This is a genomic window from Sphaerisporangium sp. NPDC049457 (assembly GCF_055586705.1).
In genome coordinates this window covers 1-26980 of sequence record NZ_JBVJHR010000013.1, presented here as the reverse complement: position 1 = coordinate 26980, position 26980 = coordinate 1, and the positions used below count along the sequence as shown (strand labels likewise).

The 26980-nt window shown below is 73.9% G+C and carries 22 protein-coding genes; 13 read left to right on the top strand and 9 right to left on the bottom strand.

Annotated features, from left to right (window positions below):
• Positions 1–108: 108 nt before the first annotated feature.
• The 3 genes from ACZ6QO_RS20925 to ACZ6QO_RS20915 are packed head-to-tail and all read right to left on the bottom strand — an operon-like array spanning position 109 to position 3210.
• Positions 109–1017 (bottom strand): ABC transporter permease, encoded by a 909-nt coding sequence (locus tag ACZ6QO_RS20925; protein ID WP_465852950.1) that lies wholly within the window; start codon positions 1015–1017, stop codon positions 109–111.
• Positions 1004–2026: an ABC transporter ATP-binding protein gene (locus tag ACZ6QO_RS20920; protein ID WP_465852949.1), complete on the bottom strand. Its 1023-nt coding sequence runs from the start codon at positions 2024–2026 to the stop codon at positions 1004–1006. The genes ACZ6QO_RS20925 and ACZ6QO_RS20920 overlap by 14 nt, the downstream gene beginning before the upstream one ends.
• Positions 2023–3210, bottom strand: coding sequence for a LolA family protein (locus tag ACZ6QO_RS20915; protein WP_465852947.1), 1188 nt, complete (start codon positions 3208–3210; stop codon positions 2023–2025). Before ACZ6QO_RS20915 ends, ACZ6QO_RS20920 begins: the two co-directional genes overlap by 4 nt.
• 231 nt (positions 3211–3441) lie before the next feature.
• Between ACZ6QO_RS20915 and ACZ6QO_RS20910 the strand changes: the two genes are divergently transcribed.
• Genes ACZ6QO_RS20910 through ACZ6QO_RS20895 form a run of 4 tightly spaced genes read left to right on the top strand, consistent with a single transcriptional unit; the run spans position 3442 to position 7662 of the window.
• Entirely contained in the window at positions 3442–4116 is a 675-nt protein-coding gene (locus ACZ6QO_RS20910) for a response regulator transcription factor (RefSeq protein WP_465852945.1), read from the top strand.
• Complete coding sequence (locus ACZ6QO_RS20905) at positions 4106–5491, top strand: sensor histidine kinase (RefSeq protein ID WP_465852943.1); 1386 nt, start codon at positions 4106–4108, stop codon at positions 5489–5491. Before ACZ6QO_RS20910 ends, ACZ6QO_RS20905 begins: the two co-directional genes overlap by 11 nt.
• Positions 5492–5546: 55 nt before the next feature.
• Complete coding sequence (locus tag ACZ6QO_RS20900; RefSeq protein ID WP_465852942.1) at positions 5547–6176, top strand: TetR/AcrR family transcriptional regulator; 630 nt, start codon at positions 5547–5549, stop codon at positions 6174–6176.
• A gap of 58 nt (positions 6177–6234) precedes the next feature.
• Positions 6235–7662: a pyridoxal phosphate-dependent decarboxylase family protein gene (locus tag ACZ6QO_RS20895; RefSeq protein ID WP_465852940.1), complete on the top strand. Its 1428-nt coding sequence runs from the start codon at positions 6235–6237 to the stop codon at positions 7660–7662.
• Here ACZ6QO_RS20895 and folP read toward each other — a convergent pair.
• Both folP and ACZ6QO_RS20885 read right to left on the bottom strand, forming a co-directional pair.
• Complete coding sequence (gene folP, locus ACZ6QO_RS20890) at positions 7653–8492, bottom strand: dihydropteroate synthase (protein WP_465852938.1); 840 nt, start codon at positions 8490–8492, stop codon at positions 7653–7655. The genes ACZ6QO_RS20895 and folP overlap by 10 nt on opposite strands.
• Positions 8493–8580: 88 nt before the next feature.
• On the bottom strand, positions 8581–9459 hold the full coding sequence (locus ACZ6QO_RS20885) for a LysR family transcriptional regulator (RefSeq protein WP_465852936.1): 879 nt from the start codon (positions 9457–9459) through the stop codon (positions 8581–8583).
• A 911-nt stretch (positions 9460–10370) separates the two neighbouring features.
• Between ACZ6QO_RS20885 and ACZ6QO_RS20880 the strand changes: the two genes are divergently transcribed.
• Together ACZ6QO_RS20880 and ACZ6QO_RS20875 are read left to right on the top strand one after the other, a co-directional pair.
• Positions 10371–11330 (top strand): neutral zinc metallopeptidase, encoded by a 960-nt coding sequence (locus ACZ6QO_RS20880; RefSeq protein WP_465852934.1) that lies wholly within the window; start codon positions 10371–10373, stop codon positions 11328–11330.
• A gap of 854 nt (positions 11331–12184) precedes the next feature.
• Positions 12185–13915 (top strand): LCP family protein, encoded by a 1731-nt coding sequence (locus ACZ6QO_RS20875; RefSeq protein WP_465852932.1) that lies wholly within the window; start codon positions 12185–12187, stop codon positions 13913–13915.
• Between the two features lie 85 nt (positions 13916–14000).
• Here ACZ6QO_RS20875 and ACZ6QO_RS20870 read toward each other — a convergent pair whose 3' ends face one another.
• Positions 14001–16049 (bottom strand): spermine/spermidine synthase domain-containing protein, encoded by a 2049-nt coding sequence (locus ACZ6QO_RS20870; RefSeq protein ID WP_465852930.1) that lies wholly within the window; start codon positions 16047–16049, stop codon positions 14001–14003.
• A 461-nt stretch (positions 16050–16510) separates the two neighbouring features.
• Here ACZ6QO_RS20870 and ACZ6QO_RS20865 point away from each other — a divergent pair, with 461 nt between their 5' ends.
• The 3 genes from ACZ6QO_RS20865 (at position 16511) to ACZ6QO_RS20855 (ending at position 19300) form a co-directional block, all read left to right on the top strand.
• Positions 16511–17875 (top strand): S8 family peptidase, encoded by a 1365-nt coding sequence (locus ACZ6QO_RS20865; RefSeq protein WP_465852928.1) that lies wholly within the window; start codon positions 16511–16513, stop codon positions 17873–17875.
• 45 nt (positions 17876–17920) lie between these two features.
• The gene (locus ACZ6QO_RS20860) at positions 17921–18154 is read left to right on the top strand and encodes a hypothetical protein (protein ID WP_465852927.1); all 234 of its coding nucleotides are present in this window, start codon (positions 17921–17923) and stop codon (positions 18152–18154) included.
• A 171-nt stretch (positions 18155–18325) separates the two neighbouring features.
• A complete protein-coding gene (locus ACZ6QO_RS20855; RefSeq protein WP_465852925.1) occupies positions 18326–19300 on the top strand; it encodes an ion transporter in 975 nt (324 codons plus the stop codon).
• Between the two features lie 120 nt (positions 19301–19420).
• On the opposite strand, the gene rpsD is transcribed toward ACZ6QO_RS20855, so the two are convergent.
• Positions 19421–20035 (bottom strand): 30S ribosomal protein S4, encoded by a 615-nt coding sequence (gene rpsD, locus ACZ6QO_RS20850; RefSeq protein ID WP_465852923.1) that lies wholly within the window; start codon positions 20033–20035, stop codon positions 19421–19423.
• Between the two features lie 105 nt (positions 20036–20140).
• Between rpsD and ACZ6QO_RS20845 the strand changes: the two genes are divergently transcribed.
• Positions 20141–20863 (top strand): DUF2470 domain-containing protein, encoded by a 723-nt coding sequence (locus ACZ6QO_RS20845; protein WP_465852921.1) that lies wholly within the window; start codon positions 20141–20143, stop codon positions 20861–20863.
• On the opposite strand, the gene ACZ6QO_RS20840 is transcribed toward ACZ6QO_RS20845, so the two are convergent.
• On the bottom strand, positions 20781–22157 hold the full coding sequence (locus ACZ6QO_RS20840; protein ID WP_465852919.1) for an ROK family protein: 1377 nt from the start codon (positions 22155–22157) through the stop codon (positions 20781–20783). The genes ACZ6QO_RS20845 and ACZ6QO_RS20840 overlap by 83 nt on opposite strands.
• A gap of 141 nt (positions 22158–22298) precedes the next feature.
• Here ACZ6QO_RS20840 and edd point away from each other — a divergent pair, with 141 nt between their 5' ends.
• From edd to eda, 3 genes are read left to right on the top strand one after another with little or no spacing between them, the layout of a single operon-like run.
• Positions 22299–24263, top strand: a complete 1965-nt coding sequence (gene edd / locus ACZ6QO_RS20835) for a phosphogluconate dehydratase (protein ID WP_465852918.1) — start codon at positions 22299–22301, stop codon at positions 24261–24263.
• Positions 24260–25330, top strand: a complete 1071-nt coding sequence (locus ACZ6QO_RS20830) for a glucokinase (protein ID WP_465852916.1) — start codon at positions 24260–24262, stop codon at positions 25328–25330. The genes edd and ACZ6QO_RS20830 overlap by 4 nt, the downstream gene beginning before the upstream one ends.
• Positions 25327–25941 carry a bifunctional 4-hydroxy-2-oxoglutarate aldolase/2-dehydro-3-deoxy-phosphogluconate aldolase gene (eda, locus tag ACZ6QO_RS20825; protein ID WP_465852914.1) on the top strand — a complete coding sequence of 205 codons (615 nt, stop codon included), beginning with the start codon at positions 25327–25329 and terminating at the stop codon, positions 25939–25941. The genes ACZ6QO_RS20830 and eda overlap by 4 nt, the downstream gene beginning before the upstream one ends.
• A gap of 110 nt (positions 25942–26051) precedes the next feature.
• On the opposite strand, the gene ACZ6QO_RS20820 is transcribed toward eda, so the two are convergent.
• Positions 26052–26747, bottom strand: a complete 696-nt coding sequence (locus ACZ6QO_RS20820) for a hypothetical protein (protein WP_465852912.1) — start codon at positions 26745–26747, stop codon at positions 26052–26054.
• Positions 26748–26980: the final 233 nt, after the last annotated feature.

The following is a 26980-nucleotide window of genomic DNA, read 5'->3' as shown; positions in this document are numbered from 1 at the left end:
GCGGCCGCCGCGTCCCGGACCGACGCCTGACCTGGTCCGGCGACGGCCGCGTGACGACGTGCGCGGGCGCGGCGGCTCATCCGCATCGGTGAGCCGCCCGCGCCGCGCTCAGCTGGTGATGTCCCGGCCGGTGAAGCGGGCCCAGGCGATCGACAGGGCGACCAGCGCGTAGGCGGCGTAGACCAGCAGCCCCTGGGTCATCACGTCGGTCGCCACCGGGTCGCGCAGGGCGCCGTCGAAGGAGGCCCACCACGAGGTCAGGAAGAACGGCCTCGCCGGCGCGAGCTGCGGGATCGCGCTGAGGACGTGCGAGAACACCACTCCCACGACGGTCGCGGCGACCGCGCCGATCGGAACCTCGGTCAGCGTCGAGACGGCCAGCCCGACGGCCGCGAGCGCCGCCAGCCCCGCGGCGGTGTAGCCGGTGACGATGAGGACGCGCACCAGGCCCTCGCCGACGGAGATCGTCGACCCGGACAGCAGCGTGATCGGGCCCACGGGGAACAGCACCAGGCCGGTGAGCAGCGCCCCCGCCGCGACGACCGAGGCGGCCGCGAGCGCGAAGACGGTGACGTTGGCGAACTTGACGGCCAGCAGACGGGTGCGCCCGGCGGGCGCGGTGAGCAGATAGCGCAGGGTGCCGCCGCCGGCCTCCCCGGCGATCGCGTCCCCCGCGACCACCGAGACCGCCAGGGGCAGCAGCATCACCAGCAGCAGCGACAGCGACACGAAGGTCAGCATGAGCCCGTTGCCGGCGACCTGGGTGATCAGCGAGGGGGCGTCGTCGCCCAAGTCGCCGCCGAAGGCGCGCAGCACGACGCCGATGATCGCGGGGACGCAGGCGAGGACGGCGAGCATCGCGATGTTGCGCGGCCTGCGGAAGGTCAGCCCCAGCTCAGAGCCAAGCAGCCGCAGCGCCGCCCTCGCCGGCGAAGGCCGGGACCTCGTGCTCGCGGCGGACGTCGCCGGAGCGGCGGCGGTGGCGACGCCGGAGGTGAAGGTGCTAGGCGTCGACATCGAATCCCTCTCCTGTGAGGCTGACGAAGACCTCTTCGAGGCTCGGCCGTTCGACGGCGAAACCGCGGACGGCCACGCCGTCGGTGACGAGACGGGCGCAGACCCACTCGGGGGTGTGATCGCCCAGCAGCGCCGTGACCTGGGCGGCGTCCCCCTGCCCGGCCGTGGTGCGCACCTCGGCGAGGCCGAGCCCGCCGAGCAGGGCGGCGGCCTGGGCGGCGTGCGGGGTCTCCACGCGCACGCGGGGCGCGTGACCGGCCCGCAGCTCGGCCGTGGGCCCCTGCGCGACCAGCCGTCCCGAGCGCATGACGCCGATGTGGGTGCACATGTGCTCGACCTCCGCCAGCAGGTGTGAGGAGACGAACACGGTGGTGCCGCCGGCGGCGACGTCCTTGATCAGGGACCGCACCTCCCTGGTGCCCTGCGGGTCGAGCCCGTTGGTCGGCTCGTCCAGGACGAGCAGCTCGCGCGGGCCGAGAAGGGCCGCGGCGATCGCCAGGCGCTGGCGCATGCCCAGGGAGTAGGCGCGGTACCTCTTGCCGGCCGCCGCCGCGAGCCCGACGCGGTCGAGCGCGGCGCCGACGCGGGCCGAGGCCGTACGCGGATCGGCGGCCGGGTCGGCGGCGTCGTACCGGCGCAGGTTCGCCTCGCCGGACAGGTACGGGTAGAAGGCCGGGCCTTCCACCAGGGCGCCCACCTTGGGCAGCGTGTCGGCCAGCCCGGCCGGCATCGGCCGGCCGAGCACCTCGCATCCGCCGCGGGTCGGCTGGATGAGGCCGAGCAGCATGCGGATCGTCGTCGTCTTGCCCGACCCGTTCGGGCCGAGGAAGCCGAACACCGAGCCGCGGGGCACGGCGAGGTGCAGGTCGTCGACGGCGACCTGCCCGCCGCGGAAGCGCTTGGTCAGCCCCCGTGCGACGATCGCGCAGTCGCCCGGGGAGGCCGTCTGCCGGGCCGCCCGGAGGGGCGCCGCCTCGTGCGCCCCTCCGCCCGTCGTCACCGCGGTCACTCGCGCCCGGCCGCCTCGGTCAGCGCCTCAGGCGTGACCGCGCCGATCAGCAGCCGGCCGTCGTCGGTCAGCAGCGCCGAGACCAGCTTGGTGCTGATCACCTTGCCGGTCCCCCACGGGCCGGACACCGTCTTGGCCGACTTCAGCAGCGACTCGGCCATCTTGGCCGGGTCGGGCGCGGCGAACTTGCCGCCGGGGCCGGAGCGGCCGGCGGGGACGGCCGCGGTCAGCTCGTCGAGCGAGAACGGCATCTCGGCGATGGTGCCCCAGCCGCTGCCGTGGGTGCGGGCCTGCGACCTGGCCCGCTCGCCGGCCTTGACGGCGGCGGCCGCGTCCTCGTCACCGAGACCCCCGTGCCCGGCGTCGAGGGTCTGGTCCTTGACCTTGGCCCCGGCGGGCGGGGTGAAGGCGAAGTTCTCCGGCGCCGGCGTGGAGAAGGTCACCTGCGTGAAGCCGACCTCGAACGCGGGCTCGGCGGTGCCCTTGGCGAAGACCTGCACGCGCAGCGGGATGTAGTTCTCGCCGTCGAGCGCGATCTTGACCTTGTCGACCAGGGACGTGGCCGCCTTGGGGGCGAGGACGAGCTGGTAGGCGGCCCGGCCGGCGATGTGCGCGCCGTTCTCGACGCTGACGGCCGTGTTCTCGTCCGCCGCCTTGAGCAGGGCGGCGGCCAGGTCCTCCGGCGTCTTGGCCGTGGGCGGCACCAGGGGCGTGGGGTGCGCCTTGGCGCCCGCCTCGCCGGACGGCTTGTAGCGGGTGGCGGTGTTGGTGTCGCTCTGCCACAGCCACGCCTCGCCGCCGCCGGTCGAGATCAGGTCGGTCTCGCTCAGCGGGCCCGGCAGGGCGAGCCGCATGCGGCCGTCGCCTCCGTACCAGACCTTCAGGGTGTGGGAGCCGGACAACAGGGTCAGCGGGGAGCTGCCGCCCCCCGCGAGGCCCGGCATGGCCGGAAGGCCGAGCGAGGCGGTCTCCACGACGGTGCCCGACATGGCGGGCGGCGCGGCGCGGCGCGCGTTCTGGGCGGCCTCGGCCAGCAGCTGCTGGGCGGTGCGGTCGGGCAGGGACGGGTCACCCTGGACTGCGGCGATCACCGGACCGGCGCCCACCGCGGCGCCCACCACGGCGATGGCGGCGACGGGGACGCCCCACCTCACGGCGCGTGAACTCTTCGACTGGGACGGCATCTCACTCCTCAACGGTATGTCGCGGCCCGGTGCCCACCGCCGCGATCTGATACCGGCAGACTGCCGCGCGGGCCCTGTGCCGAAGCTGAGACAGCCTGAGAGTCCTCTCAGGACGGCCGCCGGCGCCGCCTTCGCCGCAGCTCGCGGGCGTGGCCGTCCCGTCCGGTCTCTCAGCGGGATCTCAGCCGGGAGAGGCCAAGATGGGGGGACACATCCGCTCGGGAGGTTCGTATGCGCGTGCTCGTCGTGGAGGACGAGAGGCGGATGGCCGCCGCGCTGCGGCGCGGCCTGCAGGCCGAGGGCTTCGCCGTCGACCTGGCCTACGACGGCGAGGAGGGCCTGCACCTGGCGCGCGAGGGCGACTACGACGTCGTCGTGCTGGACATCATGCTGCCCCGCCTTTCCGGCTACAACGTGTGCAAGCGGCTGCGCGCGGAAGAGAACTGGGTGCCGATTTTGATGCTGTCGGCCAAGGACGGCGAATACGACCTGGCCGACGGGCTCGACCTGGGCGCCGACGACTACCTGACCAAGCCGTTCTCCTACGTGGTGCTGGTGGCGCGGCTGCGCGCCCTGCTGCGGCGCGGCGCCCGCCGCCGCCCGTCGGTGCTGCGCTCGGGCGACCTCACCCTCGACCCGGCCGGGCGGGCCGTGGCCCGCGGCGCCACCCCCATCGAGCTGACGCCCCGCGAGTTCGGGCTGCTGGAATACCTGCTGCGCCGTCCCGGCGAGGTGGTGTCCAAGGCCGAGATCCTCGAGCACGTGTGGGACACCTACGACACCGACCCCAACGTGGTCGAGGTCTACGTCGGCTACCTGCGCAGGAAGATCGACGTCCCGTTCGGGCGCAACGCCCTGCAGACCGTGCGGGGAGCGGGCTACCGGCTGGTGGGCGATGGCGGCTGACCCGACGGCGTGGTGGCGGCGCAGGAGCCTGCGGTTCCGGCTGACCGCGACGGCCTCGGCCGTCCTGGCGGTGGCGCTGGGGGCTGCGGCCTGGCTGCTGGTCGGCGTGCTGGGACGGGCGCTGATCGGCTCCACCGACGACATCGCCTACCAGCGGGCCAGGGAGGTGGCCGCCCTCGCGGACGACGGCCGGCTCTACGACCCGATCGCCGTCTCGGACGGCACGATCATCCAGGTGCTCGACGCGAGCGGCCGCATCACCCACGTGACCGCGGGCGCCGACCGGCTGGTGCCGCTGCCGGGCGCCGGCGCGGGCGGCCCGGCGCCGCGGATCGGGCGGGGGCGGTTCGTCGAGGGCGATCCTTACGGCATCCCCGGGCCGCTGCGCGTGGTCGTCGTGCGCGCCGACGAGGGCCGCACGGTGATCGCCGCGCGGTCGTTCAAGGACGTCGCCGACAGCCTCACCGCGACCGTGCACATGCTGGTCGTCGGGACGCCGATGCTGCTGGTGCTGCTCGGCGCGGCGAGCTGGGTGATCATCGGCCGCACGCTGCGCCCGATCACCGAGCTGCGCAGGGGCGCCGCCGAGATCACCGGCACCGCGCGGGCGCGCCGGCTCCCGGTCCCCGAGGCGCGCGACGAGGTGCGCGAGCTGGCGACCACGCTGAACGACATGCTCGCCCGGCTGGAGGCCGCCGAGGCCTCGCAGCGCGCCCTCATCTCCGACGCGGCGCACGAGCTGCGCAGCCCGCTGGCCAGCATCCGCCTCCAGCTGGAGGTCGCCCTCGGCCATCCTCCCGACGAGCAGGAGTGGCGCGAGACCGCCGAGGGGGTGCTGGAGGACACCCTGCGGCTGAGCCGGCTCGCCGAAGGGCTGCTGACGCTGGCGCGGCTGGACGAGCACCGCCGCCCGGCCCGGCGGGTGCCGGTCGACCTCGCCGAGCTGGTCGGCGCGACGGCCGGCCGCTACGACCCGTCCGTGGTGAAGGTCATGGCGGTGGAGCCCGCGGTCGTCGAGGGCGACGCCATGGACCTCGGGCGGGTGCTGGTCAACCTGCTGGACAACGCGGTCCGCCACGCCGCGGCCAGGGTGGGCGTCGAGCTGCGGGTCCGCGGCGACGAGGCCGTGGTCACGGTCACCGACGACGGGCCCGGCATCCCCGAGGCAGACCGCGAGCGGGTGTTCAACAGGTTCACCCGCCTCGACAGCGCCCGCAGCAGCGACGACGGCGGCGCCGGTCTGGGCCTGGCCATCGTCCGCGAGACCGTGCGCGCGCACGGCGGCTCGGTGGCCCTCACGGACGCCGGGCCGGGGGTGCGGGCGGTCGTCCGGCTGCCGCTGCACCAGCCCAGTCCACAACGCGCAAAACCATGACAGAGTTCCATCAAGCGATCGCTCCGGTACGGATGGTGAGCATAGCGTCTGTTCTATGACGTCCGACTGGGAAAGCGACCGCGAGCGGCTGATGCGGGTCGCCATCAAGCTGTTCGCCGCGTTCGGCTACGACGGGACCTCTCTCCAGCAGATCGCCGACACCGCCGGGATGGGGATCACCACCGTGGAACGGCACGTGGGGACCAAGCGCGACCTGTACCTGGCCGTCATGCGCCGGCTCTTCGAGCAGGAGCAGGCCGCGCGGGAGGCGGCCATGGAGGGGTTCTCCACCCGGACGCCCGAGGAGACGGTCGCCTCCATCCACCGCGTCATGGACGACTACGTCGAGTACACCGTCAGCCACCCCGAACGGACGCAGCTGTGGGTGCACCGGTCTCTGCTGGACGCGGCCGACGTCCTGGAACTGGAGCAGCAGTTCATCCAGCCGATCCTCCAGAGAATGCTGGAAGGGGTGCGGCCGGCGATCGAGGCCGGGTACATGGCCCCGGAGGTCGACCTGGAGCTCGCGACGTGGACGGTCATCTGGATGGTGCAGGGCATCACGACCGCCGGCACGGTGATGGGCCACATCCCCGGCCCGCCCGACGCCTTCCTCGTGGAGCGGTTCGAACGCCACCTGCACATGGTCATCGACCGCCTGTTCCGTCTGCCCGGAACATCGTGATAGCGTCCCTCGCCGATCACCTGCGGCGACGCCGTACCACCTGGCGAGGGAGAACCACGTGCTTCCCGAGAACGGCCGGCCCGCCGGCGAACTGCTGGCGGAGATCTCCCTGCTGAAGCGGCACGACCTGCAGGTACGCGGCGGCAAGGTCACCGCCTACGTCTACGACACCGGACGCCCTGAGGTGCACGACGCCGCGGCGCGCGCCTACTTCGAGATGCTGGAGGTCAACACCCTCGACCCGACGGCCTTCCCGAGCGCGGTCGCCATGGAGCGGCAGGTGGTCGGCGCGGTGGCCGGGCTGCTCGGCGGCGGTCCCGGCACGCCGGGCATCTTCACCAGCGGGGGCACCGAGTCGATCATGCTGGCGGTGAAGGCGGCGAGGGACGCCCGTCCCGTCGCGGGCCGCCCCGGCATGGTGGTGCCGGTCACCGCCCACCCGGCGTTCCACAAGGCGGCGCACTATCTCGGCCTGGACGTGACGCCCGTCCCGGTGGACCCCGCCACCTTCCGCGCGGTCCCGGCGGCCGTGGCCGAGGCGATCACGCCGGACACGGTGCTGGTGGTGGCCTCGGCGCCGTCCTATCCGCAGGGCGTCATCGACCCGGTCGCCGACATCGCGGCGATCGCGGCCGGCCGGGGGGTGCTCTGCCACGTGGACGCCTGCGTGGGCGGCTGGCTGCTGCCCTGGCTGGCGCGGGCGGGGGCGAGCGTCCCGCCGTTCGACCTTTCCGTGCCCGGCGTCACCTCCATCTCCTGCGACCTGCACAAGTTCGGGTACGCCCCGAAGGGCGCCTCGGTCGTGCTCTTCGCCGACCCCGCGCTGCGCAGGGCCGCCTACTTCGCCTCCGCCGCCTGGCCCGGGTACACGGTGATCAACGCGACCGTGCAGAGCTCGAAGTCGGCGGGGCCGCTCGGCGGCGCCTGGGCCACCCTCAACGCCCTGGGCAGTGACGGCTACCTGGCCCTGGCGGCCGACACGCTGACGGCCACCCGCCGGCTGGTCGAGGGCATCGGCGCGATCCCCGGGCTGCGGGTGCTCGGCGAGCCGGAGTCGTCGCTGGTGGCGTTCGCCGGGGACGACGACGTGGACGTGTTCGTGCTGTCGGACAAGGCGCGCGAGCTCGGGTGGTTCCTCCAGCCGCAGCTGTCGTACGCGGGCATCCCCGCCAACCTGCACGTGACGGTCACCGGGGTCACCCTGGCGGGGGTGGAGGCCATGCTCGAGGTCATCGCCGCCTCGGCGGAGGCGGCGCGGGCGGCGGGGCCGGCGCGGGTGCCCGAGGGTCTCGCCGAGATCCTCGCCGGCCTCGACCTGGACGCCATCGACGACGCGACGTTCACCGAGCTGGCCGCCTCGGTCGGGGTGGAGCTCGGCGGCGAGGGCCAGCCGCGGATGGCGGTGGTCAACGCCGTGCTGGACGCGCTGCCCGCCGCGACCCGCGAGGCGATCCTGACCAGGTTCCTGTCGGTGATCTACGGCTGACGCCGCAGGCGGCCGACGGTGGCGAGCGCGGCGCGGGCCGAGGCGGCGTCGTGGACGCGGAAGACCCGCGCCCCCTGCCAGGCCGAGACGGCGAGCGTGGCGATCGTGCCCGCGTGGCGCTCGTCCACGGGGAGCCCGCCGAGCGTCTCGCCCACGAAGTCCTTGTTGGAGACGGCGACCAGCACCGGCCAGCCGGTGGCGACCAGCTCATCGAGCCGGCGGCTGACCTCCAGGGAGTGCCAGGTGTTCTTGCCGAAGTCGTGGGCCGGGTCGATCAGGACGGCGTCCTCGCGCACCCCGGCGCGTACGGCCCGCTCGGCCAGCCCGACGGTGCGGGACAGGACGTCGGCCACCACGTCGTCGTAGGCGACGCGGTGCGGCCGGGTTCTCGGCGTGACGCCGCCGGCGTGCGCGCACACCAGCCCGATGCCGTGCTTGGCGGCCACCTCGGCGAGACCGGGGTCGGGGCCGCCCCAGGTGTCGTTGAGCAGGTCGGCGCCGGCTTGGGCGACCACCTCGCCGACCTCGGCGCGCCAGGTGTCCACACTGATCACCAGGTCGGGATGGGCGCGGCGCACGGCCGCCACCAGGTCGGCCACCCTGCGGATCTCTTCGGCGGGGTCCACGTCGTCGCCCGGGCCGGCCTTCACGCCGCCGATGTCGACGATGTCGGCGCCGGCCGCGACCGCCTCGCCGACGGCGCTCAGCGCCGCGTCGAAGCCGAACGTCCTGCCCTTGTCGTAGAAGGAGTCGGGAGTGCGGTTCACGACGGCCATGACGGCGTGTTCGCCCGGCCGGAACTCGCGGTCGCGCAGGCGCAGAGTATGCATCGCCGCAAGCGTACGCCAGCGCGGCGCCGGGGCGCGCTCGCGCCCGCTGAGGGCGTTCCCGGTCGTTTTAGAACGCTCCAAAACCGGCTCAGACGGCGGAGCCGGCCGATCCGCTCTCGGCCACGGTGAGGAAGTCCTGCGCCATCGCGGGGATGCGCCTGCGGGTGTGCACCAGGGCGATGATCCTGCGCAGCGGCGGGTCCAGGGAACGGACCACGAGCCCGGCCCGCAGCGCCTGGTCGGCCATCGTCCGGTAGCCGAGCAGGGACGCCGAGGCGGCGCGGACCGCGATCGGCCAGCCGCCGCGCTCGTCGGTCTCGGCCACCACGATGGGCCGGACGCCGTGGTTGGCGAACAGCTGCTCGAACTCCCGGCGCCGCGCGCTGCCCGCCGGCGGCAGGACGATGCGCATGCCGTTCAGGCGGCTCATCGCGACCGAACCGGGAAGGTCGAGGCCGGGCGGGGAGATGATCACGATCTCCTGCCGTTCGAGCGGGTGGCTGACCAGGTCGGCCGGCACGGGAAGGTCGGTCAGCCCGAGGTCGGCGCGCTGCTCTCGCACGGCGTTCACCACGCCGTCGCGCCCGTCGCACCGGACGATCTGCACCCGCACGCCCGGATGCACGGAGACGTAGGCGGGGAGCAGCCGCCCGGCCAGCGCCGGCTCCAGGCTCGGCGGCGAGGCGACGCGCAGTTCTCCGGCCCCGGAATGGGTGTGCGTGGCCAGCGCCTCGATTTCGTGCACGGCGTCCAGCGCTTCCTTGGCGAGTTTGACGACGCGGCGGCCCTGTGCCGTCACGACCACCCCCCGGCCGGAACGCGCGAAAAGCGTCATGCCGAGTTCACGTTCCAAGTCGCGAATCGCGCGGGAAAGCGCGGGCTGCGCGATGTAAAGCGATCGTGCCGCGTCCGTCATGGTGCGGTGCTCCGCAGTGGCGACCACATAACGCAGCTGCTGCAGATTCATGGCAACGAAGCTAGGGCAGAGGGGTCCGGCGATTCCGGACTATCGCAGAGATCACCTTGGATGATTTCAGAATGTAACCAGATACCGCGACATCCGTGACTACTGGGAATTGAGTACAGTTCTGCCCAAAATGGTCCAGAATGTGGATCTTGTGACAGGGGAGAACGCTCGGTCTGTTGGGACCGGGAAGGGGGCACACGGAAATGGCGGGTAACGGACAGCATCCAAATGATCCGTCCTCCGGCGGACGCCATCCGTACCCGCCTCCGCCGGACCCGGCGTGGGGGACGCCGGCGGGCGGGCATCCGGCCCCGCCACCACCTTCGCAGAGCGCCCAGCCGCCGCGCGACCCCCGGCAGCCGCCTCCCGGCTACCCGCCCCAAGGACGGCCGCCGCAGGGCGACTCGCCGCAGGGCGCTCCTCTCGCGCCCGGACGGCCGGCGCCGCCCGGCCCGGGGCCCGTGGGCCCGGGATGGGAGCCGGGCCCGCAGCAGCCGTACCGGCAGCCGTACGCGCCGCAGGGCCCGGGGATGGCGCCTCCCCAGGGGCCGCCGCAGGGGCCGCCGTACTCCGTGCCGCCGCCGGGCGGCGGACATCCCGGGGCAGGACCTCATCCGGGCGGAGGGCCGTACCCGCCGGGGGGCGGACAGGCCCCGTATCCGCCGGGCGGGCAGCAGCAGCCGGCCGGACGGCCTCCCTATCAGGGCGGCCCGCCTCATCCGGGCGGACAGCGGCATCCCGCCGCGCAGCCGCATCCCGGCGGCCCGCCGTTCCCGGGGGGCCAGGCGCCGTACCCGTCTCCCTCGCCGGGGTGGGCCCCGCCGCCCGGCCCGCCCCGGGGTCCGTACGGCCCGTACAGGCCGCCCAAGCGCAGGTCCAGCGGCGCGGCCGTCATCGGCGGCCTCCTCGGGATGGTCGCCGCCGTGTTCGTGCTGCTGGTGATCGGCTCGGCGGTGCTGAAGAGCGCCAGGCATCCGGACCCGCCCTCTCCGGTGGCGATCCCGACGTTCTCGACGCCCACCTTCACGCCGTACACGCCGAAGCCCTTCCCCACCTCCACCACCGTCCCGCGGCCCACCAGGTCGTCGGACACCTCGACGTCCACCGAGACCGGCACCACGACGACCCGGCCCCGGCTGAACACCAGCCTGAGCGGGAACACGATCTACCGTGCGGGGAGCCTGCCACGGACCAACTGCCGCGCCGCGCCGACCAACGTCTTCAACGACGCCCAGCTGAAGTCCCTGATCTTGAAGACGGGACAGTGCATGAGCCGCACGTGGTCGGCCGCGCTGCGGAAGGTGGGCATCGGCTTCGCGCCGCCGCGCTACGCGATCACGGCGCGCGGCGGCCGGGGCGCGTGCGGCGACTTCCCGCAGCGGGGCAGCATCGTGCCCTACTACTGCCCGCGCAACACGACCATCTACGCCTCCACGTCGGCGATGTCGCGAGGCAAGGGGAACCAGCGGGGGTACGGCTCGCTGTCGAGCTGGCACGGCGCGTTCACCGGCATGATGGCCCACGAGTACGGCCACCATGTGCAGCAGCTGTCCGGGCTGGCCAACTCCTGGTGGAGCAAGACGCTGTCCTCGCGGTCGACGAGCGGCAGGCTGGCGCTGAGCCGCCGGTACGAGCTGCAGGCGAACTGCTTCGCCGGCATGTGGATGCGGTCGGTGGCGACCAGCTATCCGATCCCGCCGGCCCGCCGGGGCAACCTGTTCTACTTCTTCTCCAACGTCGGCGACTGGCCGGGGTATCCGCGCGACCACGGCAGCCCGCCCAACAGCGGCCGGTGGTTCAGGCAGGGGTACGAGCGGACCAAGGCCTACCAGTGCAACACCTGGCTGGCGTCGTCGTCCTCGACCTCATAGGCCGGCCGTTCTCCCGGCGCGGACGCGGGTCGTCGGCGCCGGGAGACGGGTGTGACCTGCGGGGCAGATGTGCCATGGCCCGCGGCTGCCTGCCCGGCGGCGCGGCCGGCCCCCTGACCGCGGTTGCCGCACGGTGGGGGCGGGCTTCAGCAACATGTAACCGTCCGATTCCCCAATATTGGGTTTGCGTCGGTGATGTCCAGGTATGGGGGTTAGAATCCTGGAAATCCGTGAACCGGCGGGGGGCCACTGATGGGTTTCTCCTGGTTGACGACAGGATTCCGACCCGTCATGAGGGAGCACGTGTGACCACGCCTCTTGGCCGTACCGCGGGAGAGGCTGGCGGGGAAGGCCCTGGCCAACCCGCGCGGGAGAACGGATCGGCGAGACCCGCTCCTGGAGAGGGCCGCGCGACGCCCGTCCCCGGCGACGGCCGCGCGCCGTCCGCACCCGGTTCAGCGCCCGGTTCAGCGCCCGGTGAGGGCCACGCGCCCCCCGCGCCGGGAGACGGGCGCTCAAGACCCGCTCCCCGGGAGGGCCGTGCGCGGCCGACATCCGGAGACGGACGGGCGAGACCCGCTCCCGGAGAGGGACGGGCGCGGCCCGCCTCGGGGGAAGGACGGGCAAGGTCCGCATCCGGGGAAGGACGGGCGCGGCCCGCTTCCGGCGAAGGCCGCGCCGCTTCCGCGTCCGGCGAAGGCCCGCGCAGACGCGCTCCTCAGGACGGCCGCAGGAGGCCCGGCCCGGAGGACCGCGCGCGCCGGCCCGCCCCCGGCGAGGGGCCGCGTGGCCGCACGCCCGACGAGGGCGGCGCGAGACCACCCGCCCGCGAAGGCGGCCCGGCGGGCCATCCCATGGATTCCCGCGCGCACGGCGGCCCAGCGGACCGTCCCACGGTCGACTCCCAGCCGCACGGCGGCCCCGCCGACCGTCCCGCCGTGGACTCCTCCGCGCACGGCGGCCCGGCCGGCCGTCCCACGACCGACTCCCACCCGCACGGCGGCCCGGCGGACCATCCCACGGTGGACTCCTCCGCGCGCCCGGCCGCCGCGGGCGGCTCCGCGCGGCCCGCCGCCGAGCGGAAGGCCGCGGCCGCCCGCTTCGCCAAACCCCCGACGACCGGATCGGTCATCGGATGGACGCTGCTGTCCACGGTGGTCCCCGGCGCGGCGCACCTGCGGGCCGGGCGGCGGCGCGCCGGATTCGTCCTCCTCGGCGTCTTCGGCGCCGTCCTGCTGGCCGGCGCCGTGTTCGGCGTGATCATCGGCACCAACCTCGGCCTGGCCGTCAAGGACAGCACCTGGGTGGCGGTCGTGATCACGGCGACGATCGGCGCCCTGGCGTGGTTCACGCTGGTCATCACCTCCTACATCGTCCTTCGCCCCGACCGGCTCCCGCAGGCGGGGCAGGTGGTCTCCGGCATCGTGGTCGGCGTGCTGTGCGTGAGCGTGATGGCGCCCTTCGCGCTGACCGCGACCAGCATGATGACGGTGCGGGACACCACGAACCAGATCTTCCAGCCGGAGCCGGGAACGTCCGTGGCGCCCGTCAAGCAGGAGGATCCGTGGAACGGCCGCCGCCGGGTCAACTTCCTGCTCATCGGCGGTGACGCCGCGGGCAACAGGACGGGCGTGCGCACCGACAGCATGACCGTGGCCAGCGTCGACGTCAGGACCGGCAACTCGGTCATGTTCAGCCTGCCGCGCAACCTGCAGTTCGTCCGCTTCCCCAAGGGGGACCCGCTCGCCGAGAGGTTCCCGAACGGGTTCACCGGCGACTCCGGCCAGGGCCTGCTCAACGAGGTCTGGCAGTACGCCGAGGACCACCTCGGCAAGGGCAGGGGGCCGCGCGAGCTCAAGAGCGCCATCGGCCACACCCTGGGGCTCAAGGTCGACTACTACGCGATCGTCGACATGTACGGCTTCGCGGCGCTCATCGACGCGATCGGCGGCCTGAAGATCCGCGTCGAGCGGGACGTCAGGTGGGGCGGCCACTTCGGCACGGCGGGCACCATCAAGGCCGGCTACCAGCGGCTGGACGGCGAGCACGTGCTCTGGTACGGCCGCTCCCGCGTCGACAGCGACGACTTCTCCCGCATGTCACGGCAGCGGTGCGTGATGGGCGCCCTGCTCAACCAGGCGACGCCCAGCGTGGTGCTCGCCAACTTCGGCAAGATCGCCACGGCGACGCGGCACCTGTTCCGCACCGACATCCCCCGCGACCTGCTGGAGCACCTGGTGCCGCTGGCGCTGAAGGTCAAGGACGCCAAGACCACCAGTCTGCAGTTCGTGCCGCCCACGATCTGGCCGGGCGCGGCCGACTGGTTGAAGATCCGCAAGCTCACCCTCCAGGCGCTGAGGGAGTCCGAGCGCTCAGGGTCGGCCACCCTGGCCGCCGGCGCGACGGCCGGCGCGACCCCGTCGGGGAGCACCGGCGCGAGTTCGGCGTCGCCGAGCGGCGGCGGCTCCTCGGCCACGCCGGCCCCCTCGGCCTCCGCGTCGGCGTCCACCCCGGTCAGGACCCCCACCCCCAACCGCCAGAGCAGAGCGGCCGCCAAGACCCTCCAGGAGGCCTGCGGCTTTTGACCCCCGCCCGGCATATCGGCGCGACGCCGTACCTTCTCCGGCCGCATCCCCTCATCGGGGCTGCGGCCGGACCCGTCCAGGCCCCCTATAGGGCTCGTGCCGCGCGGGGGAGCAGGGCGAAGGCGCCCAGGTAGAGCAGGCCGGCGACGACCAGCAGGCCCTCGTAGCCGATCACCAGGGAGAGGTACTCCAGGCAGCCGCCGAGGATGGCGCCGAGCAGGTTGGCGCCGAACGCGACGGTCGCGTCGGCGGTGTCGGCGAACCGTTTGGCGAAGACGACGTTGGCCGCGAAGATCGGCAGGAACGCGACCACGACCGCGACCACCACGCGCAGCGGCACCGGCAGCCCGAGCAGCCAGGAGTTCGGCACCACCGCGGCCAGCACCAGGCCGCCGAGCAGGATCGCGTACATGACCGGCAGCGGCGGCGTGCGGAAGCGCCGCGTCACCTCCACCGCGGCCAGCACCGCCACGAGCACTCCGGCGAACACGATGGCGTTGACCACCCAGGTGGTGCCGAACAGCAGCGCGAACCCGGTGACGTTCTTGGTCTCCAGCAGCAGGAACGACACGCCCAGCAGGAACAGGTCGGCGTAGGGCCGCATCCTGCGGAACGGACCGGCGACCGCGCGCACCGCGACGATGCTGACCAGCAGGATCAGGCCGAGCGCGATGAGGTAGATGGACGGGATGTCGCGCCCGTGCAGGTAGAGGAACGGGCGGTCGTCCACGGCCGGGGGCGGGGTGTCGGCCTTGGCGCCCGCCCACTCGACGGCGCAGCGCTGGGCGTCCGCCGTGACGCCCGCCGTGATCACCGCCTGCTGCCCGGAGCCGACCTCGTCGACGCACGGCTTGTGGCCGAAGGCGGCCTGTGCCGTGGAGGCGAGCCGGTCGACCAGCCACTGCTCGCGGTAGTAGTTGTACATCGAGAACGCGCCGCCCGGCTTGAGATGGTCGTGCGCGGCGCGCATGGCCTCCTGGGTGAACAGATAGCTCTCCAGGCGGAGCGAGCTCGCGCCGGACACCAGGGTGAGCGAGTCGGGCAGGGCGAACAGGATGAGGTCGTACTTCTTGCCGGTGCGTTCGAGGAAGGCGCGGCCGTCGGTGATGTGCGTGGTGACGCGCGGGTCGTCGTAGGGCCGGTCGGGGTGGTAGGTGGCGCCGAGCTCCCTGAGCTTGGGGTCGATCTCGACCGCGTCCACCCGCTTGGCGCCCTTGGACAGCGCGATGGCCACGTCGGTGCCGCTGCCCGCGCCGACGATGAGCACGTCGTCCAGGCTCGACGCCGCCGCGGCGCGCTCGTAGGGCAGGGCGTACTGGCGCTCCCACTGCAGCCGGGCGGCCGCCGGGATGGCCTGCTGATGCGGGATGCCGTTGACCGCGATGTCCAGGATGGGCACGTCGCCGAGGAAGTGCCGCTGGTAGGTGACCTTGTAGTACGGCGACCACAGCGCGCCCACGGTGAGGGTCTCCACCGCGAGGGCGGCGACGACGATCAGCGAGGGGAACGTGACGAACCCGAGGTAGCGGGCGAGCGAGCGCGGCTGGAGCAGCATGCCGTACGCGCACGCGGCGATCAGGCCCCACGCGACCGGCGGCGCGCTCGCGAGCGACAGCAGCGAGAACATGGCGATGCCGGTGAGGCTGCCGATCAGGTCGTAGCGGTAGGCCTCCAGCCGCGGCAGCTCGGGGAAGCAGCGGCCGACCAGCTCGGCCGGCCCCATGAGCACCAGCGCCGCCGCCGCGAACACCACCGGGAGGATGGCCCACGCCGGGGGGCCGCTGGTGGACAGGCTGGTGAAGTACAGCACGCCCTCGGTCTGGCGGTCCACGGTGACGGGGAAGTAGAAGACGATCAGCACCAGCACCGCGAGGACGATCGGCGAGTAGTACGGCTGCCGGGCGGTGCGCCCCACGCGCAGGAAGCCCAGCCCGATGCCGAGGAACGAGCCGAGCAGCACGAAGTTGGTGAAATAGCTGAGGTGGACGATGTTGGACCCGGTCCAGCGGATCAGCGCCAGCTCCAGGAACAGCATGAAGGCGCTGGCCACCACCAGCCTGGGACGGACGGGGATCCAGTGCTCTCCCGCGGATCCGGATCCTGGACGGGAGGGGGTCTCTACCTCGGCGATCACGGGTCTCAACGTAGTCAACCCCACCCGCCCGCGAAACCCTTACGCGCCGGTCGGTTCTGATCATGTCCGAGCACATGTCGCCACCTGCGGGCAAATCGCTGCGTGTCACCCCTGCGGGCCCGCCGGCGCCGCACGCGAAGCCGTGGCGCGCCGCGCCGTCCAGTGGACGTTTCATGTCAGAAAGCCGCGTCCACCGCGTCCACCGGCCGCGGGCGTCAGGGCGTCAGGGCGCCGGTCGCGGTCCCCGTACCCCCTCCCGCGCCCCGCCCGTCTCGGCCGCCGGAGCCGAACGCGGAGCGCGACGAGAAGGGGCGGGAATCCCGGCGGAGAAATTGGCGGCGGCGGTTGGCGGCGAATGGCACGGAATGCTGTGTGAAACGGTATTTCTGCTGGTGGACGGGGTCGCGGCGGATGCAGCACCGTGGTGGGGTCCGACTTCGCGATCTCAGGGTGGTGTCCTCATGCGGGTCCTGATCCAGCTCCGTCCCTCTCCCGACGTCGTCGCCGCCGTCGCGGCCCCCGACCTCTTCGCCACCACCGCCGACGTCACCGACGGCCTGCCCGGGGTCGCGCTGGACCACTCCTTCACCCCGGTCGCCCTCCCCCGCGCCCAGCCCGCCGACACGGGCGGCGACCCGCTGTCGCTCCACCAGCCGCTGGTGTTCTCCATGGCTCCTGAGGAGGCGTCGGTGCTGGTGAGAGGAGAGATCTCCGACGACGACGGCTCCGCCCGCCTGGCCCTGCTGCCGGGCCGGGGCCGGGACGTGGTGGGCGTCTACGCCGATCCGCTCATCGAGACCAGCCTCACCTGCGGCGGCAGCCCGCCCGTCGGCACCTGGCAGGACGTCGCGCGTCTGCTGCGCGTGCCCGAGTTGCAGTCCGAGGGGTACGACGGCGACGGGGTGGCGCTCGCGGTCTGCGACACCGGGGTGAACGCCGCCCATGTGACCGGCCATCTCGGCAGGGACGTCACCATCGACCGCGAGCGCAGCTGGAAGCCCGCCGGGGTCTCCGGCGAGCCGGGCGGCTACGCGGTCGACCACGGCACGATGTGCGCCTTCGACACGTTCATCGCCGCGCCGCGTGCCACGCTGATCGACGTGCCGATCCTGCTGTCGCGGCGCCAGGGCGGCACGGTCATGGACGGCCTGCTGTCGGACGCGGTGGCGGCGTTCGCCCACCTGCGGGCGGTGCTGGACGCCCAGCCGGCCGCCTCGCGGTCGCTGGTCGTCAGCAACAGCTGGGGCTCGTTCTCGCCTCTGTGGGATCTGCCGCCGGGGCTGCCGGGCAACTACTCCGACAACGCGGCGCACCCGTTCAACATCATCGTGGGCAGCCTGGAGCAGGCGGGCGCCGACCTCCTGTTCGCGGCGGGCAACTGCGGCTCCGAGTGCAAGGACCGCAGGTGCGCCTTCCCCGGCCGTCCCATCGTCGGCGCCAACTCCCATCCGCAGGTGCTGTCGGTCGGCGGGGTCGACACCAACGGCGAGCGGGTGGGCTACTCGTCCCAGGGCCCGGGGCGGCTCAGCGACCGCAAGCCCGACATCTGCGCCTACACGCATTTCGCCGGGTCCAAGGCGTTCGGCGATGCCGTGCCCGACTCCGGCACCTCGGCCGCCTGCCCGGTGGCCGCCGGGCTGGTGGCGGCGATCCGCAGCCGCTGGCCCGCCTCGCAGCTCTCCCCGAGCCAGCTGCGCACGCTTCTGCACCGCACCGCCGAGGACCGCAGCACCGTGGGCTTCGACTACGACTACGGGTACGGCATCGCCGACACCGGGGCGCTCGTCTCGGCGCTCCGGCGCCGGGAGCAGCGCGCCAGGCTGTAGGGGGGCACGTGTACGGGGCCGGGCGGGACGCGTAGCGTGGGGGCCATGGTCCTGGTCACCGTGGAGCTGCCGCCGGCGGAGGCGACCCTCGAGGGCGCCATGCGCCGCCTCGGGCTCGGCGAGGACGAGATCGACACCGAGTACGGGCTGGTGCCGCTCGTCCCCGAGCAGGGCCTGTACGCGGTCAGGGTGACCGAGCACGCCGGGCGGCGCGTCAGCCCGCCCGGGGGCGGCCCCTACAGCGATCCCCCCATCGAGCCCTACGGCCCGCCCCGCTGACCTGCCGCCCACCGGCCGGACCTGCTCCTCGGTGGGACGCCGGTCGCGGCGCGAAGCCTGGGTCTGTGTGCCGCGAAAGCCGACAAGGAGGGCGACCCGGACACGGGGTCATCCGCGCAGACTCTAGGATCTTGCGCGACCGGTTCGCCGAATCCTGGAGTGCTCGCCCCCATGCGCCATCGTGTCCGTCATGTCCTCGAATCGACGTGGTTCCAGCGCGCGATCATCGGCGTCATCGTGGTCAACGCGGCGACCTTGGGCGTGGAGACCTCCCCCGAGGCGGGGGAATCGTACGGCGCCGTACTGCACGTGGTGGACCACGCCGCGCTGTACGTGTTCGTCGCCGAGCTGCTGGCGAAGGTGTACGTCTACCGGGCGCGGTTCGTCCTCGACCCGTGGAACCTGTTCGACGCGGTGATCGTGGGCGTGTCGTTCCTGCCGACGGCGGGCGGGCTGTCGGTGCTGCGCGCGCTGCGCATCCTGCGGGCGCTGCGGCTGATCTCGGTGGTGCCGAGTCTGCGGCGCGTGGTGTCGGCGCTGCTCGCCGCCATCCCGGGCATGACGTCGATCGCCGTGCTGCTGGGCCTGGTGCTGTATGTGGCCTCGGTGATGGGCACCAAGCTGTACGGCGCGACGGCCCCCGAGTATTTCGGCGACCTGCCGACGTCGCTGTTCACGCTGTTCCAGACGATGACCGGCGACGGCTGGTCGGAGATCAACCGGCGGGTCATGGAGCAGCACCCCTCCGCGTGGGTGTTCTTCGTGGTGTTCGTGCTGCTCTGCACGTTCGTCGTGCTGAACCTGTTCATCGCCGTGGTGGTCAGCGCGATGGAGGACGAGCACCAGCGCGAGCGCGACCAGGACGGCGGCGCGAACGGCCCCGGCGAGCGCGACGCGAACCAGGACGGCGCGAACAGCGGCCCGGACAGCGGCACAGGCGGCGGCACAGGCAGCGACGCGAACTGTGGCACGGGCGGCGGCGCGGGCGTGGGCGTGGGCGACGGCGTGGCCGCCGAGCTGGCCGCGCTGCGGGCCGAGATCGCGGCGCTGCGCGAGACCCTTCCCGCCGTCGCCCTGCCTGCTCCCGAGGCCCTTACCTCGCCCGAGGCCCGCCCCACCCGCGAGGACGCGGCCACCGTGCGCTGAAACCTCCGGGGACGCCGCCACCGTGCGCTGCCCCCCGGGGGCCCGGTCACCGGGGCGCGGCCACCGGAGCCACGGTAACCGGGAGCGCGGCCACCAGAGGCGCGGCCAGCGGGGGCGCGGTCAGCGGGAGTAGTGCTCCACCACGAGCTGCTCGTCGACCGGGACGCGGATCTGCGCGCGCTCCGGCGTGGCGAGCAGCGTGAACCGCAGGTCACCCAGGTCGGTCGCGAGGTACGGCGCGGCGACCTCGTCGGCGTACACCCCTTCGGCGGCGGCCACGAACGGCTGCATGGCGCGCGACCTCGCCCGCACGGCGACGGTCTGGCCGGGCCGCACGAGGTAGCTGGGGATGTCCACCTTGCGGCCGTCGACGGTGATGTGGCCGTGGGTGACGTACTGGCGGGCCGCGTAGATGGACGGGGCGAGACCGGCCCGCAGCACCAGGGAGGCGAGGCGGCTTTCCAGCAGCGTGACCAGCTCGGCGCCGGATCGTCCGGGGCGGCGCAGCGCGAGCGTCCAGTACCTGCGCATCTGGCGCTCGGAGACGTCGTAGTACCAGCGGAGCTTCTGCTTCTCCATGCGGCGCAGGCTGTAGTCGCCGGCGGCGCGGCGGCTGGTCTTTCTGCCGTGCTCGCCCGGCGGGTAAGGCCGCTGCTCGAAGTAGCGCACCGCCTTCCTGGTCAGGGGGACGCCCGCGCGGCGGGACAACCGCACTTTGGGACCGGTGTAGCGCATGTGGACCTCGTTATGGTTAGGTTTGCCTAAGTAAGGCAAGCCTAACCTTAGCCAGACGGGCGGCGCGACCGCCACTTCCGCCCGCCAGACCGAAGGAGCCACGCCATGCATGTGCGGGTGCCCCCGATCTCCGAGCGCGTCCGCGGTCTCGCCCGCGCCGCCGCGCCGACCCACGTCTCCCTCGACGGCTCGGCGAGCCCGGCGCGGGGCGGGGTCGACGCCACCGGCCGGCCGCTGCTGCTGGTCAGGCCCGGCGAGCCCTTGCACGGCCTGCCTGCCGCGGACGACGTCGTGGTGACCGTCGACCTGTCGGCGACCCGGACGCTGGCCGGCGTCGAGCACCCGCGCGGGCTGCTGAAGGTGCGGGGGTGGGCGCGGGCGGTGCCGCCCGCGGAACTGCGGGAGGCCGCCGTCGACGTGGCCGGCCGATGCCCGGACGAGGCGCTGTTCGCGGCCGTGGAGGGCGATCCCGCCGGGCCGCGCCTGTTCCGCGTCGACGTCGGCTATGTGATCTATCTGACCGGCGAGGAGTCGGGGATGCTCGACGCCGAGGAGTACCTGGCCGCCGGGCCCGACCCGGTCCACGAGGCGGCCGAGCGCATGCTGCGCCACGTGAACGAGGCGCACCGCGAGCAGCTCGGCCGGGCCGTCGAGTCGCTGGTGGGCGAGCCGGCGCCCGAGCCGTGGCTGTGGGAGCTGGACCGCTACGGCGCGACGGTGCGTTCGGGCGTGGAGAACCCCACGCTCATCCGGTTCCCGTGGCCGTCGCCGATCGACGGGCCCGAGGCGCTGGAGCGGGCCCTGACCCGCCTGCTGTGCCCCCGCTGACCGTGCCGCCCGCCGCACCCCTGGCCGCGCCGCCGGTCATGTCCCCGACCACGCCACCGGTCGCACCCTTGGCCGTGCCGACGGCCGCGCCACCGACCGTGCCGCCGACCATGCCGCCGGCGGCGTCGATGGCGGCGTCGACCGCCTCCGGCGACAGGATGTGGTCGAGCACCATGAGGGCGCAGCCGGTGATGCCCGCGCTCGGGCCGAGCCGGCTGCGCTCGATGCGGAGGCTGCGGGTGGACAGCGCCGTCGAGCGCCGGTAGACGACCTCGCGCACCCCCGACACCAGCGGCTGGAAGCGCTCGGCCACGTCGCCTCCGAGCACCACCACGGCCGGGTTGAACAGGTTGACCGCGCTGGCGACCACCTCGCCGAGCAGCCGTCCCGCCCTGCGCACCACGGTCATCGTCTCGGCGTCCCCCGCGCGCACCAGCGCGACGACGTCCGGCAGCGAGTCGACCTCGCGGCCGCGCGCCCGCAGATCGCGCAGGATCGCCGTGCCGCTGGCGACCGAGTCGACGCAGTCGACGTTGCCGCACCGGCACAGCACTCCCCCGCCGTCGCGGACCGGGATGTGGCCGATCTCCCCGGCCGCGCCGAGCGCCCCGCGCAGAATGCGCCCTCCGGCGATCACCCCGGCGCCGATGCGCGTGGAGACCTTCACGAACAGCAGGTCGGAGACCTCGCGGGCGTACGCCTCGCGGTACTCGCCCATCGCGATGACGTTGACGTCGTTGTCCACGAAGACCGGCACCGGATAGCGCGCGGAGATGAGCGGCGGGATCACCACGCCGGTCCAGCTCGCCATGACGCGGGCGCTCTCGGTGCGGCCCGCCGCGAACTCGACGGTGGCGGGGACGCCGAGCCCCACGCCTTTGACCGCCGACAGCGGGCGGCCTCCGAGCAGGTCGGCCCACACGTCCATCAGCAGGGGCAGCACGACGTCCGGCCCGCGCTCGACGTCGATCTCCAGGTCGGTGCGGGCCAGCTCGCGGCCCGCCAGGTCGCACACGGCGATCTGCGTCCGGCTCGCGCCGAGCGAGGCGACCAGGACGACGCCGCCGGCGGCGTTGAAGGCCAGCCGGGCCGGCGGGCGTCCGCCGGTGGAGGGCCCGTCGGTGCGCTCCACGACCAGACCGCGGTCGAGCAGCCCGGCCACCCGCAGCGCCACGGCAGGACGGGAGAGCCCGGTGACCCTGCCGATGTCGGCCCGGGTCACGGCCTCGCCGGTGCGGATGAGGTGCAGGACCTCACCGCCGCTGGCGAGCGCGGAAGCTGATCGTCGGCCCATCGGTCAAGTGAACCACACCTCTTTTGTAATCCAAAATCCCTAAGTTCTTCATCGCAAATGGCAGAACTACGGTTGTGTGCGACCAAAGATCTGGCTAGTGTCCGATCTGTCCTCTCTTGGTCGATCTATGGAGTCACTCCCGTGTCCGAGCCAGTGCCCACCTCCTCCGCCGTGCACCGCACCGTCCAGGAGGTCACCGAGCGGCTCGTCGAGCGCAGCGCCCGCACCCGCGCCGCGTACCTGCGCCGCGTCGCGGCCGCCGCCGGCGAGGCGAGGGAACGGGGCCCGGCGCGCGCGAGCCTCGGCTGCGCCAACCTCGCTCACGGCTTCGCCGCCTGCTCCCCCGCCGAGAAGCTGATGCTGCGCGGCACCGAGCGGCCCGGCGTGGCGATCGTGACCTCCTACAACGACATGCTGTCGGCGCACCAGCCGTTCGAGACCTATCCGCCGATGCTCAAGGACGCCGTGCGCGAGGCGGGCGGCGTCGCCCAGGTCGCCGGCGGGGTGCCCGCGATGTGCGACGGCGTCACCCAGGGCCGCGCCGGCATGGAGCTGTCGCTCTACAGCCGCGAGGTCATCGCGATGGCCACGGCGATCGCCCTGTCGCACGACATGTTCGACGCGTCGCTGATGCTCGGCGTGTGCGACAAGATCGTCCCGGGCCTGCTGATCGGCGCGCTGCACTTCGGGCATCTGCCCGCCGTCTTCGTCCCCGCCGGGCCCATGCCGTCCGGCCTGCCGAACAAGGTGAAGGCGCGCGCCCGGCAGGCGTTCGCCGAGGGGAAGATCGGCCGCGGCGAGATGCTGGACGCCGAGGCGAAGTCCTACCACTCCCCCGGCACCTGCACCTTCTACGGCACGGCCAACTCCAACCAGGTGCTGATGGAGGTCATGGGCCTGCACCTGCCCGGCGCCACCTTCGTCAACCCCGGCACCGAGCTGCGCGACGGCCTCACCCGCGCCGCGGCCAGGCGGGCCGTCGAGATCACCGCGCACGGGGAGGAGTACACCCCGGTGGCGCACGTGGTCGACGAGAAAGCGCTGGTCAACGCGGCCGTCGCGCTGCTGGCCACCGGCGGCTCCACCAACCACACCATGCACCTGGTCGCCATCGCCGCGGCGGCCGGCGTCGAGCTGCTGTGGGACGACCTCGCCGCCCTGTCCAAGGTCGTCCCCCTGCTGACCCGCATGTACCCCAACGGGCAGGCCGACGTGAACCACTTCCACGCGGCGGGCGGCATGCAGGCGCTCATCGGCGACCTGCTGGACAACGGGCTGCTGCACGAGGACGTGCTGACCGTCGCCGGGCGCGGCCTCGGCCTGTACCGCAGCGGCCCCGAGCTCAAGCACGACGAGGTGGTCTGGGAGGAGCGGCCCGCGACCAGCGCCGACCTGGACGTGCTGCGCCCGGTGGCCGAGCCGTTCTCCGCCGACGGCGGCATCCACATGGTCAGCGGGAACCTCGGCCGCGCGGTCAGCAAGGTGTCGGCGGTCAAGCCGCAGCACCTGGTGGTCGAGGCGCCCGCGAAGGTCTTCGACGACCAGGCCGAGCTGATGGCGGCCTTCCAGGCCGGCGAGCTGGACGGCCAGGACTTCGTGGCCGTCATCCGCTACCAGGGGCCGAGCGCGAACGGCATGCCCGAGCTGCACAAGCTGACGCCGCCGCTGGCGGTGCTGCTGGACCGGGGGCAGCACGTCGCGCTGGTCACCGACGGCCGGATGTCGGGGGCGTCGGGCAAGGTGCCGGCCGCCATCCACCTGTCGCCGGAGGCGGCCGACGGCGGCCCGATCGCGCTGGTCCGTGACGGCGACCCGATCAGGCTGGACTCCGCCGAGGGGACGCTGGACCTGCTGGTCCCCGCCGAGGAGCTGGCCGCGCGCACGCCGCAGGGACGCCCGCTGCGGGACGACGAATGGGTGGGCACGGGGCGGGAGCTGTTCGCCGCCTTCCGCCGCGCGGCCGCGCCCGCCGACCGGGGCGCCGGCATCTTCGCCATGAGCGGCGCGGAGGGCGCCGGCACCCCCGTCCCGTCCGCCGCCCCCGTCCCGTCCGGCGCCGCGCTCGCCGGGAGCCCGGCCTCCGGCGGGGCGGAGGCGCGGGCGTGAGCGCCCCGCCGTCCCCCGAGCGGCCGTGGCTGGTCGCCGACATCGGCGGCACGAACGCCCGCTTCGGGCTGGTCACCCGGCCGGGCGGACGCCCCGGGACGGTGGCCGTGCTGCCCGTGGCCGAGTTCGACGGCCTGCCGGCCGCCGTGGAGCACTACCTGACCCACCACGCCGGCGGCGCACGGCCGCCGGCCGCGTCCCTGGCCGTCGCCGGCCCGCTCAACGCCGACCGTTACCGGCTCACCAACGCCTCCTGGTCCGGTTCGGTCGGCGCGCTCGGCATCGCGCACGTGGAACTGCTCAACGACTTCGAGGCCCTCGCGCTGGCGCTGCCTCACCTGAGCGCCGGCGAGCTGGCGTCGCTGGGCGGCCCCGAGCCGGCCCCGTACATGGTCAAGGCCGTCCTCGGCCCCGGCACCGGGCTCGGCGTCGCCGGACTGGTGCCCGCGCGCAACGGGTGGGTGCCGGTGCCGGGCGAGGGAGGTCACGTCTCCGCGCCGGTCGTCACCGACCTGGAGTTCGAGATCGTACGGGCGCTGCGCGCCGACGGCATGCCGTCGGTGGACGCCGAGCATCTGCTGTCCGGCCCCGGCCTGACGCGCCTGCGTCACGGGCTCGCGCTCGTGGAGGGCACCCCGGTCGCGCCGCTCCCCGCGTCCGAGATCGTGGCCCGGCTGGACGACTCGCTGTGCGCGCGTACCGTTGAGGTGTTCTGTGGCCTGCTGGGAAGCTTCGCGGCCAACGTCGCACTGACGCTGGGGGCGCACGGCGGGGTGTATCTCGGGGGTGGCATCGTGCCGCGGATGGTGAGCCGGGTCGGCGGCAGCGACTTCCGCCGCCGGTTCGAGGCCAACCTCGTCCTGTCGGGCTACCTCACCGGCATCGCGACCACCGCGATCGTCGCCGAGCAGCCCGCGCTGACCGGCGCCGCGGCCTGGCTCGCCCAGCGCGTGACCGATCCCGGCGCCGCCGGCTCACCCGTCCCTTCCCGGGCCCGTCCCACCTGGTCCGTCCCCGCGGACGCCCGTTCCGAGGCGTCCCCCGCGACAAGGAGCACCACGCCGTGAGCATCCTCGACCTCGCCCCCGTCGTCCCGGTCGTCGTCATCGACCGGGTCGAGACGGCGGTCCCCCTCGCGCGGGCGCTCGTGGCGGGCGGCCTTCCGGCCATCGAGGTGACGCTGCGCACCCCGTGCGCGCTGGAGGCGATCGGCCGCATCGCCGCCGAGGTCCCGGACGCCGTCATCGGCGCCGGCACCGTGCGCACCGCCGCCGACGTGTCGGCCTCCGTCGACGCGGGCGCGCGGTTCCTGGTGAGCCCGGGCGGCACGCCGGCCCTGCTGGAGGCGATGCTCGGCTGCGGCGTGCCCTTCCTGCCGGGCGCGGCCACCGCCTCGGAGGTCATGTCCCTGGCCGAGCGCGGCCTGACCGAGCTGAAGTTCTTCCCCGCGGTGCCGGCCGGCGGCGTGCCGTACCTGAAGGCGATGGCCGGGCCGCTCCCCGAGGTGCGCTTCTGCCCGACGGGCGGCATCAGGCCGGAGACGGCGGCCGAGTTCCTCGCGCTGCCGAACGTCGGCTGCGTCGGCGGCACCTGGCTGACCCCGGCCGACGCCCTCGCCTCCGGCGACTACGCCCGCGTAGAGAAACTGGCCGCCGAAGCCGCCGCCCTCCGCGCCTGATCGCTCCCGTCCGGCGCCCCCGCCCCGCGTCCCGGTCCTCGCTCCGGGCCCTCGGTCCGATTGCGGCGGCCTGCCGTGCGGGGCGCTCGGCCGCCGACGCCGTCCGCGGCTCAGGCCGCCGGCCGCCGCGGGGGACGCGGGCGGCGCCGCAGGCGGGGCCGGCGGATCCACAGCGGCACGGCGAAGGCGTCCACGAGGAGCAGCAGCTCGGCGGCGCCGCCGTTCAGGGCCGCCGTCCGCGCCCTTCCCGACGGCGACACGCTCTTGGCCGGGACGGTTTTGAGCCGTCCCGTCGGATCCCAGGTCACGGCGATGACCGAACCGGCCTTCCCGACCGAGGAGCCGGTCTCCATCGAATCCGGGCCGTTCCCCCGGCAGTCCAGCCGGTAATAGTAGGTCACCTCGGTGCGGGTGCTCCACCAGCCAGGGTCGCCGGGGCCGGTGCCCGAGTGGTACTCGGAGACCGTGCGCCACTCCGGCCGCTCCGACAGCACCGCGCATTCGCTCACCCGGCCCCGCTGGGTCCGGGCGATGTCGTCCACCAGGCCCTGCGCGGACCAGACGGACACCGCCAGCAGCAGCGCCACCGGCACGCACAACGGGGTCTCGGCCCCGAAGAACACCACGGCGACCGGCGCCATGGACGCGAGGAACCCGGCGATCTGCAGCAGCCCGCCCGCCAAGCCGGTCGGACCGTAGGACGCGACGAAGCCGTTGCCGACGCCCAGCGCGACGGCCAGCGCCGCCAGGCCCGACAGCTTCAGGAAGCGCCAGACTCTGCCGCGGTATCCGTCCCGGTAAGCCATCGCACTGAAAGGATCACCCGGGCACGCCGCCGGCGGCAAGCGAATGCCGGGAATGCACGTCTCCGCCCACCGGCCGGCGGCGCAGGTGACCGGCCGGCGGCACGGGAAACCAGGCGGCGCAGGTCACCCGGCAGCGCAGTGGGGGGGGGGGGGGGGGGGGGGGGGGGGGGGGGGGGGGGGGGGGGGGGGGGGGGGGGGGGGGGGGGGGGGGGGGGGGGGGGGGGGGGGGGGGG

Excerpts from the sequence above, each read along its gene's own strand:
- ACZ6QO_RS20880 (WP_465852934.1), top strand. The coding sequence starts at position 10,371 with ATGGTCGCCGCCGTGTTCGTGCTGCTGGTGATCGGCTCGGCGGTGCTG.
- ACZ6QO_RS20910 (WP_465852945.1), top strand. The coding sequence starts at position 3,442 with ATGCGCGTGCTCGTCGTGGAGGACGAGAGGCGGATGGCCGCCGCGCTG.
- folP (WP_465852938.1), bottom strand. The coding sequence starts at position 8,492 with ATGCATACTCTGCGCCTGCGCGACCGCGAGTTCCGGCCGGGCGAACAC.
- rpsD (WP_465852923.1), bottom strand. The coding sequence starts at position 20,035 with ATGCGCTACACCGGTCCCAAAGTGCGGTTGTCCCGCCGCGCGGGCGTC.
- ACZ6QO_RS20845 (WP_465852921.1), top strand. The coding sequence starts at position 20,141 with ATGCATGTGCGGGTGCCCCCGATCTCCGAGCGCGTCCGCGGTCTCGCC.
- ACZ6QO_RS20925 (WP_465852950.1), bottom strand. The coding sequence starts at position 1,017 with ATGTCGACGCCTAGCACCTTCACCTCCGGCGTCGCCACCGCCGCCGCT.
- ACZ6QO_RS20865 (WP_465852928.1), top strand. The coding sequence starts at position 16,511 with ATGCGGGTCCTGATCCAGCTCCGTCCCTCTCCCGACGTCGTCGCCGCC.
- ACZ6QO_RS20875 (WP_465852932.1), top strand. The coding sequence starts at position 12,185 with ATGGATTCCCGCGCGCACGGCGGCCCAGCGGACCGTCCCACGGTCGAC.
- ACZ6QO_RS20900 (WP_465852942.1), top strand. The coding sequence starts at position 5,547 with ATGACGTCCGACTGGGAAAGCGACCGCGAGCGGCTGATGCGGGTCGCC.
- ACZ6QO_RS20885 (WP_465852936.1), bottom strand. The coding sequence starts at position 9,459 with ATGAATCTGCAGCAGCTGCGTTATGTGGTCGCCACTGCGGAGCACCGC.
- ACZ6QO_RS20905 (WP_465852943.1), top strand. The coding sequence starts at position 4,106 with ATGGCGGCTGACCCGACGGCGTGGTGGCGGCGCAGGAGCCTGCGGTTC.
- ACZ6QO_RS20840 (WP_465852919.1), bottom strand. The coding sequence starts at position 22,157 with ATGGGCCGACGATCAGCTTCCGCGCTCGCCAGCGGCGGTGAGGTCCTG.
- ACZ6QO_RS20855 (WP_465852925.1), top strand. The coding sequence starts at position 18,326 with ATGCGCCATCGTGTCCGTCATGTCCTCGAATCGACGTGGTTCCAGCGC.
- ACZ6QO_RS20860 (WP_465852927.1), top strand. The coding sequence starts at position 17,921 with ATGGTCCTGGTCACCGTGGAGCTGCCGCCGGCGGAGGCGACCCTCGAG.
- ACZ6QO_RS20915 (WP_465852947.1), bottom strand. The coding sequence starts at position 3,210 with ATGCCGTCCCAGTCGAAGAGTTCACGCGCCGTGAGGTGGGGCGTCCCC.
- ACZ6QO_RS20820 (WP_465852912.1), bottom strand. The coding sequence starts at position 26,747 with ATGGCTTACCGGGACGGATACCGCGGCAGAGTCTGGCGCTTCCTGAAG.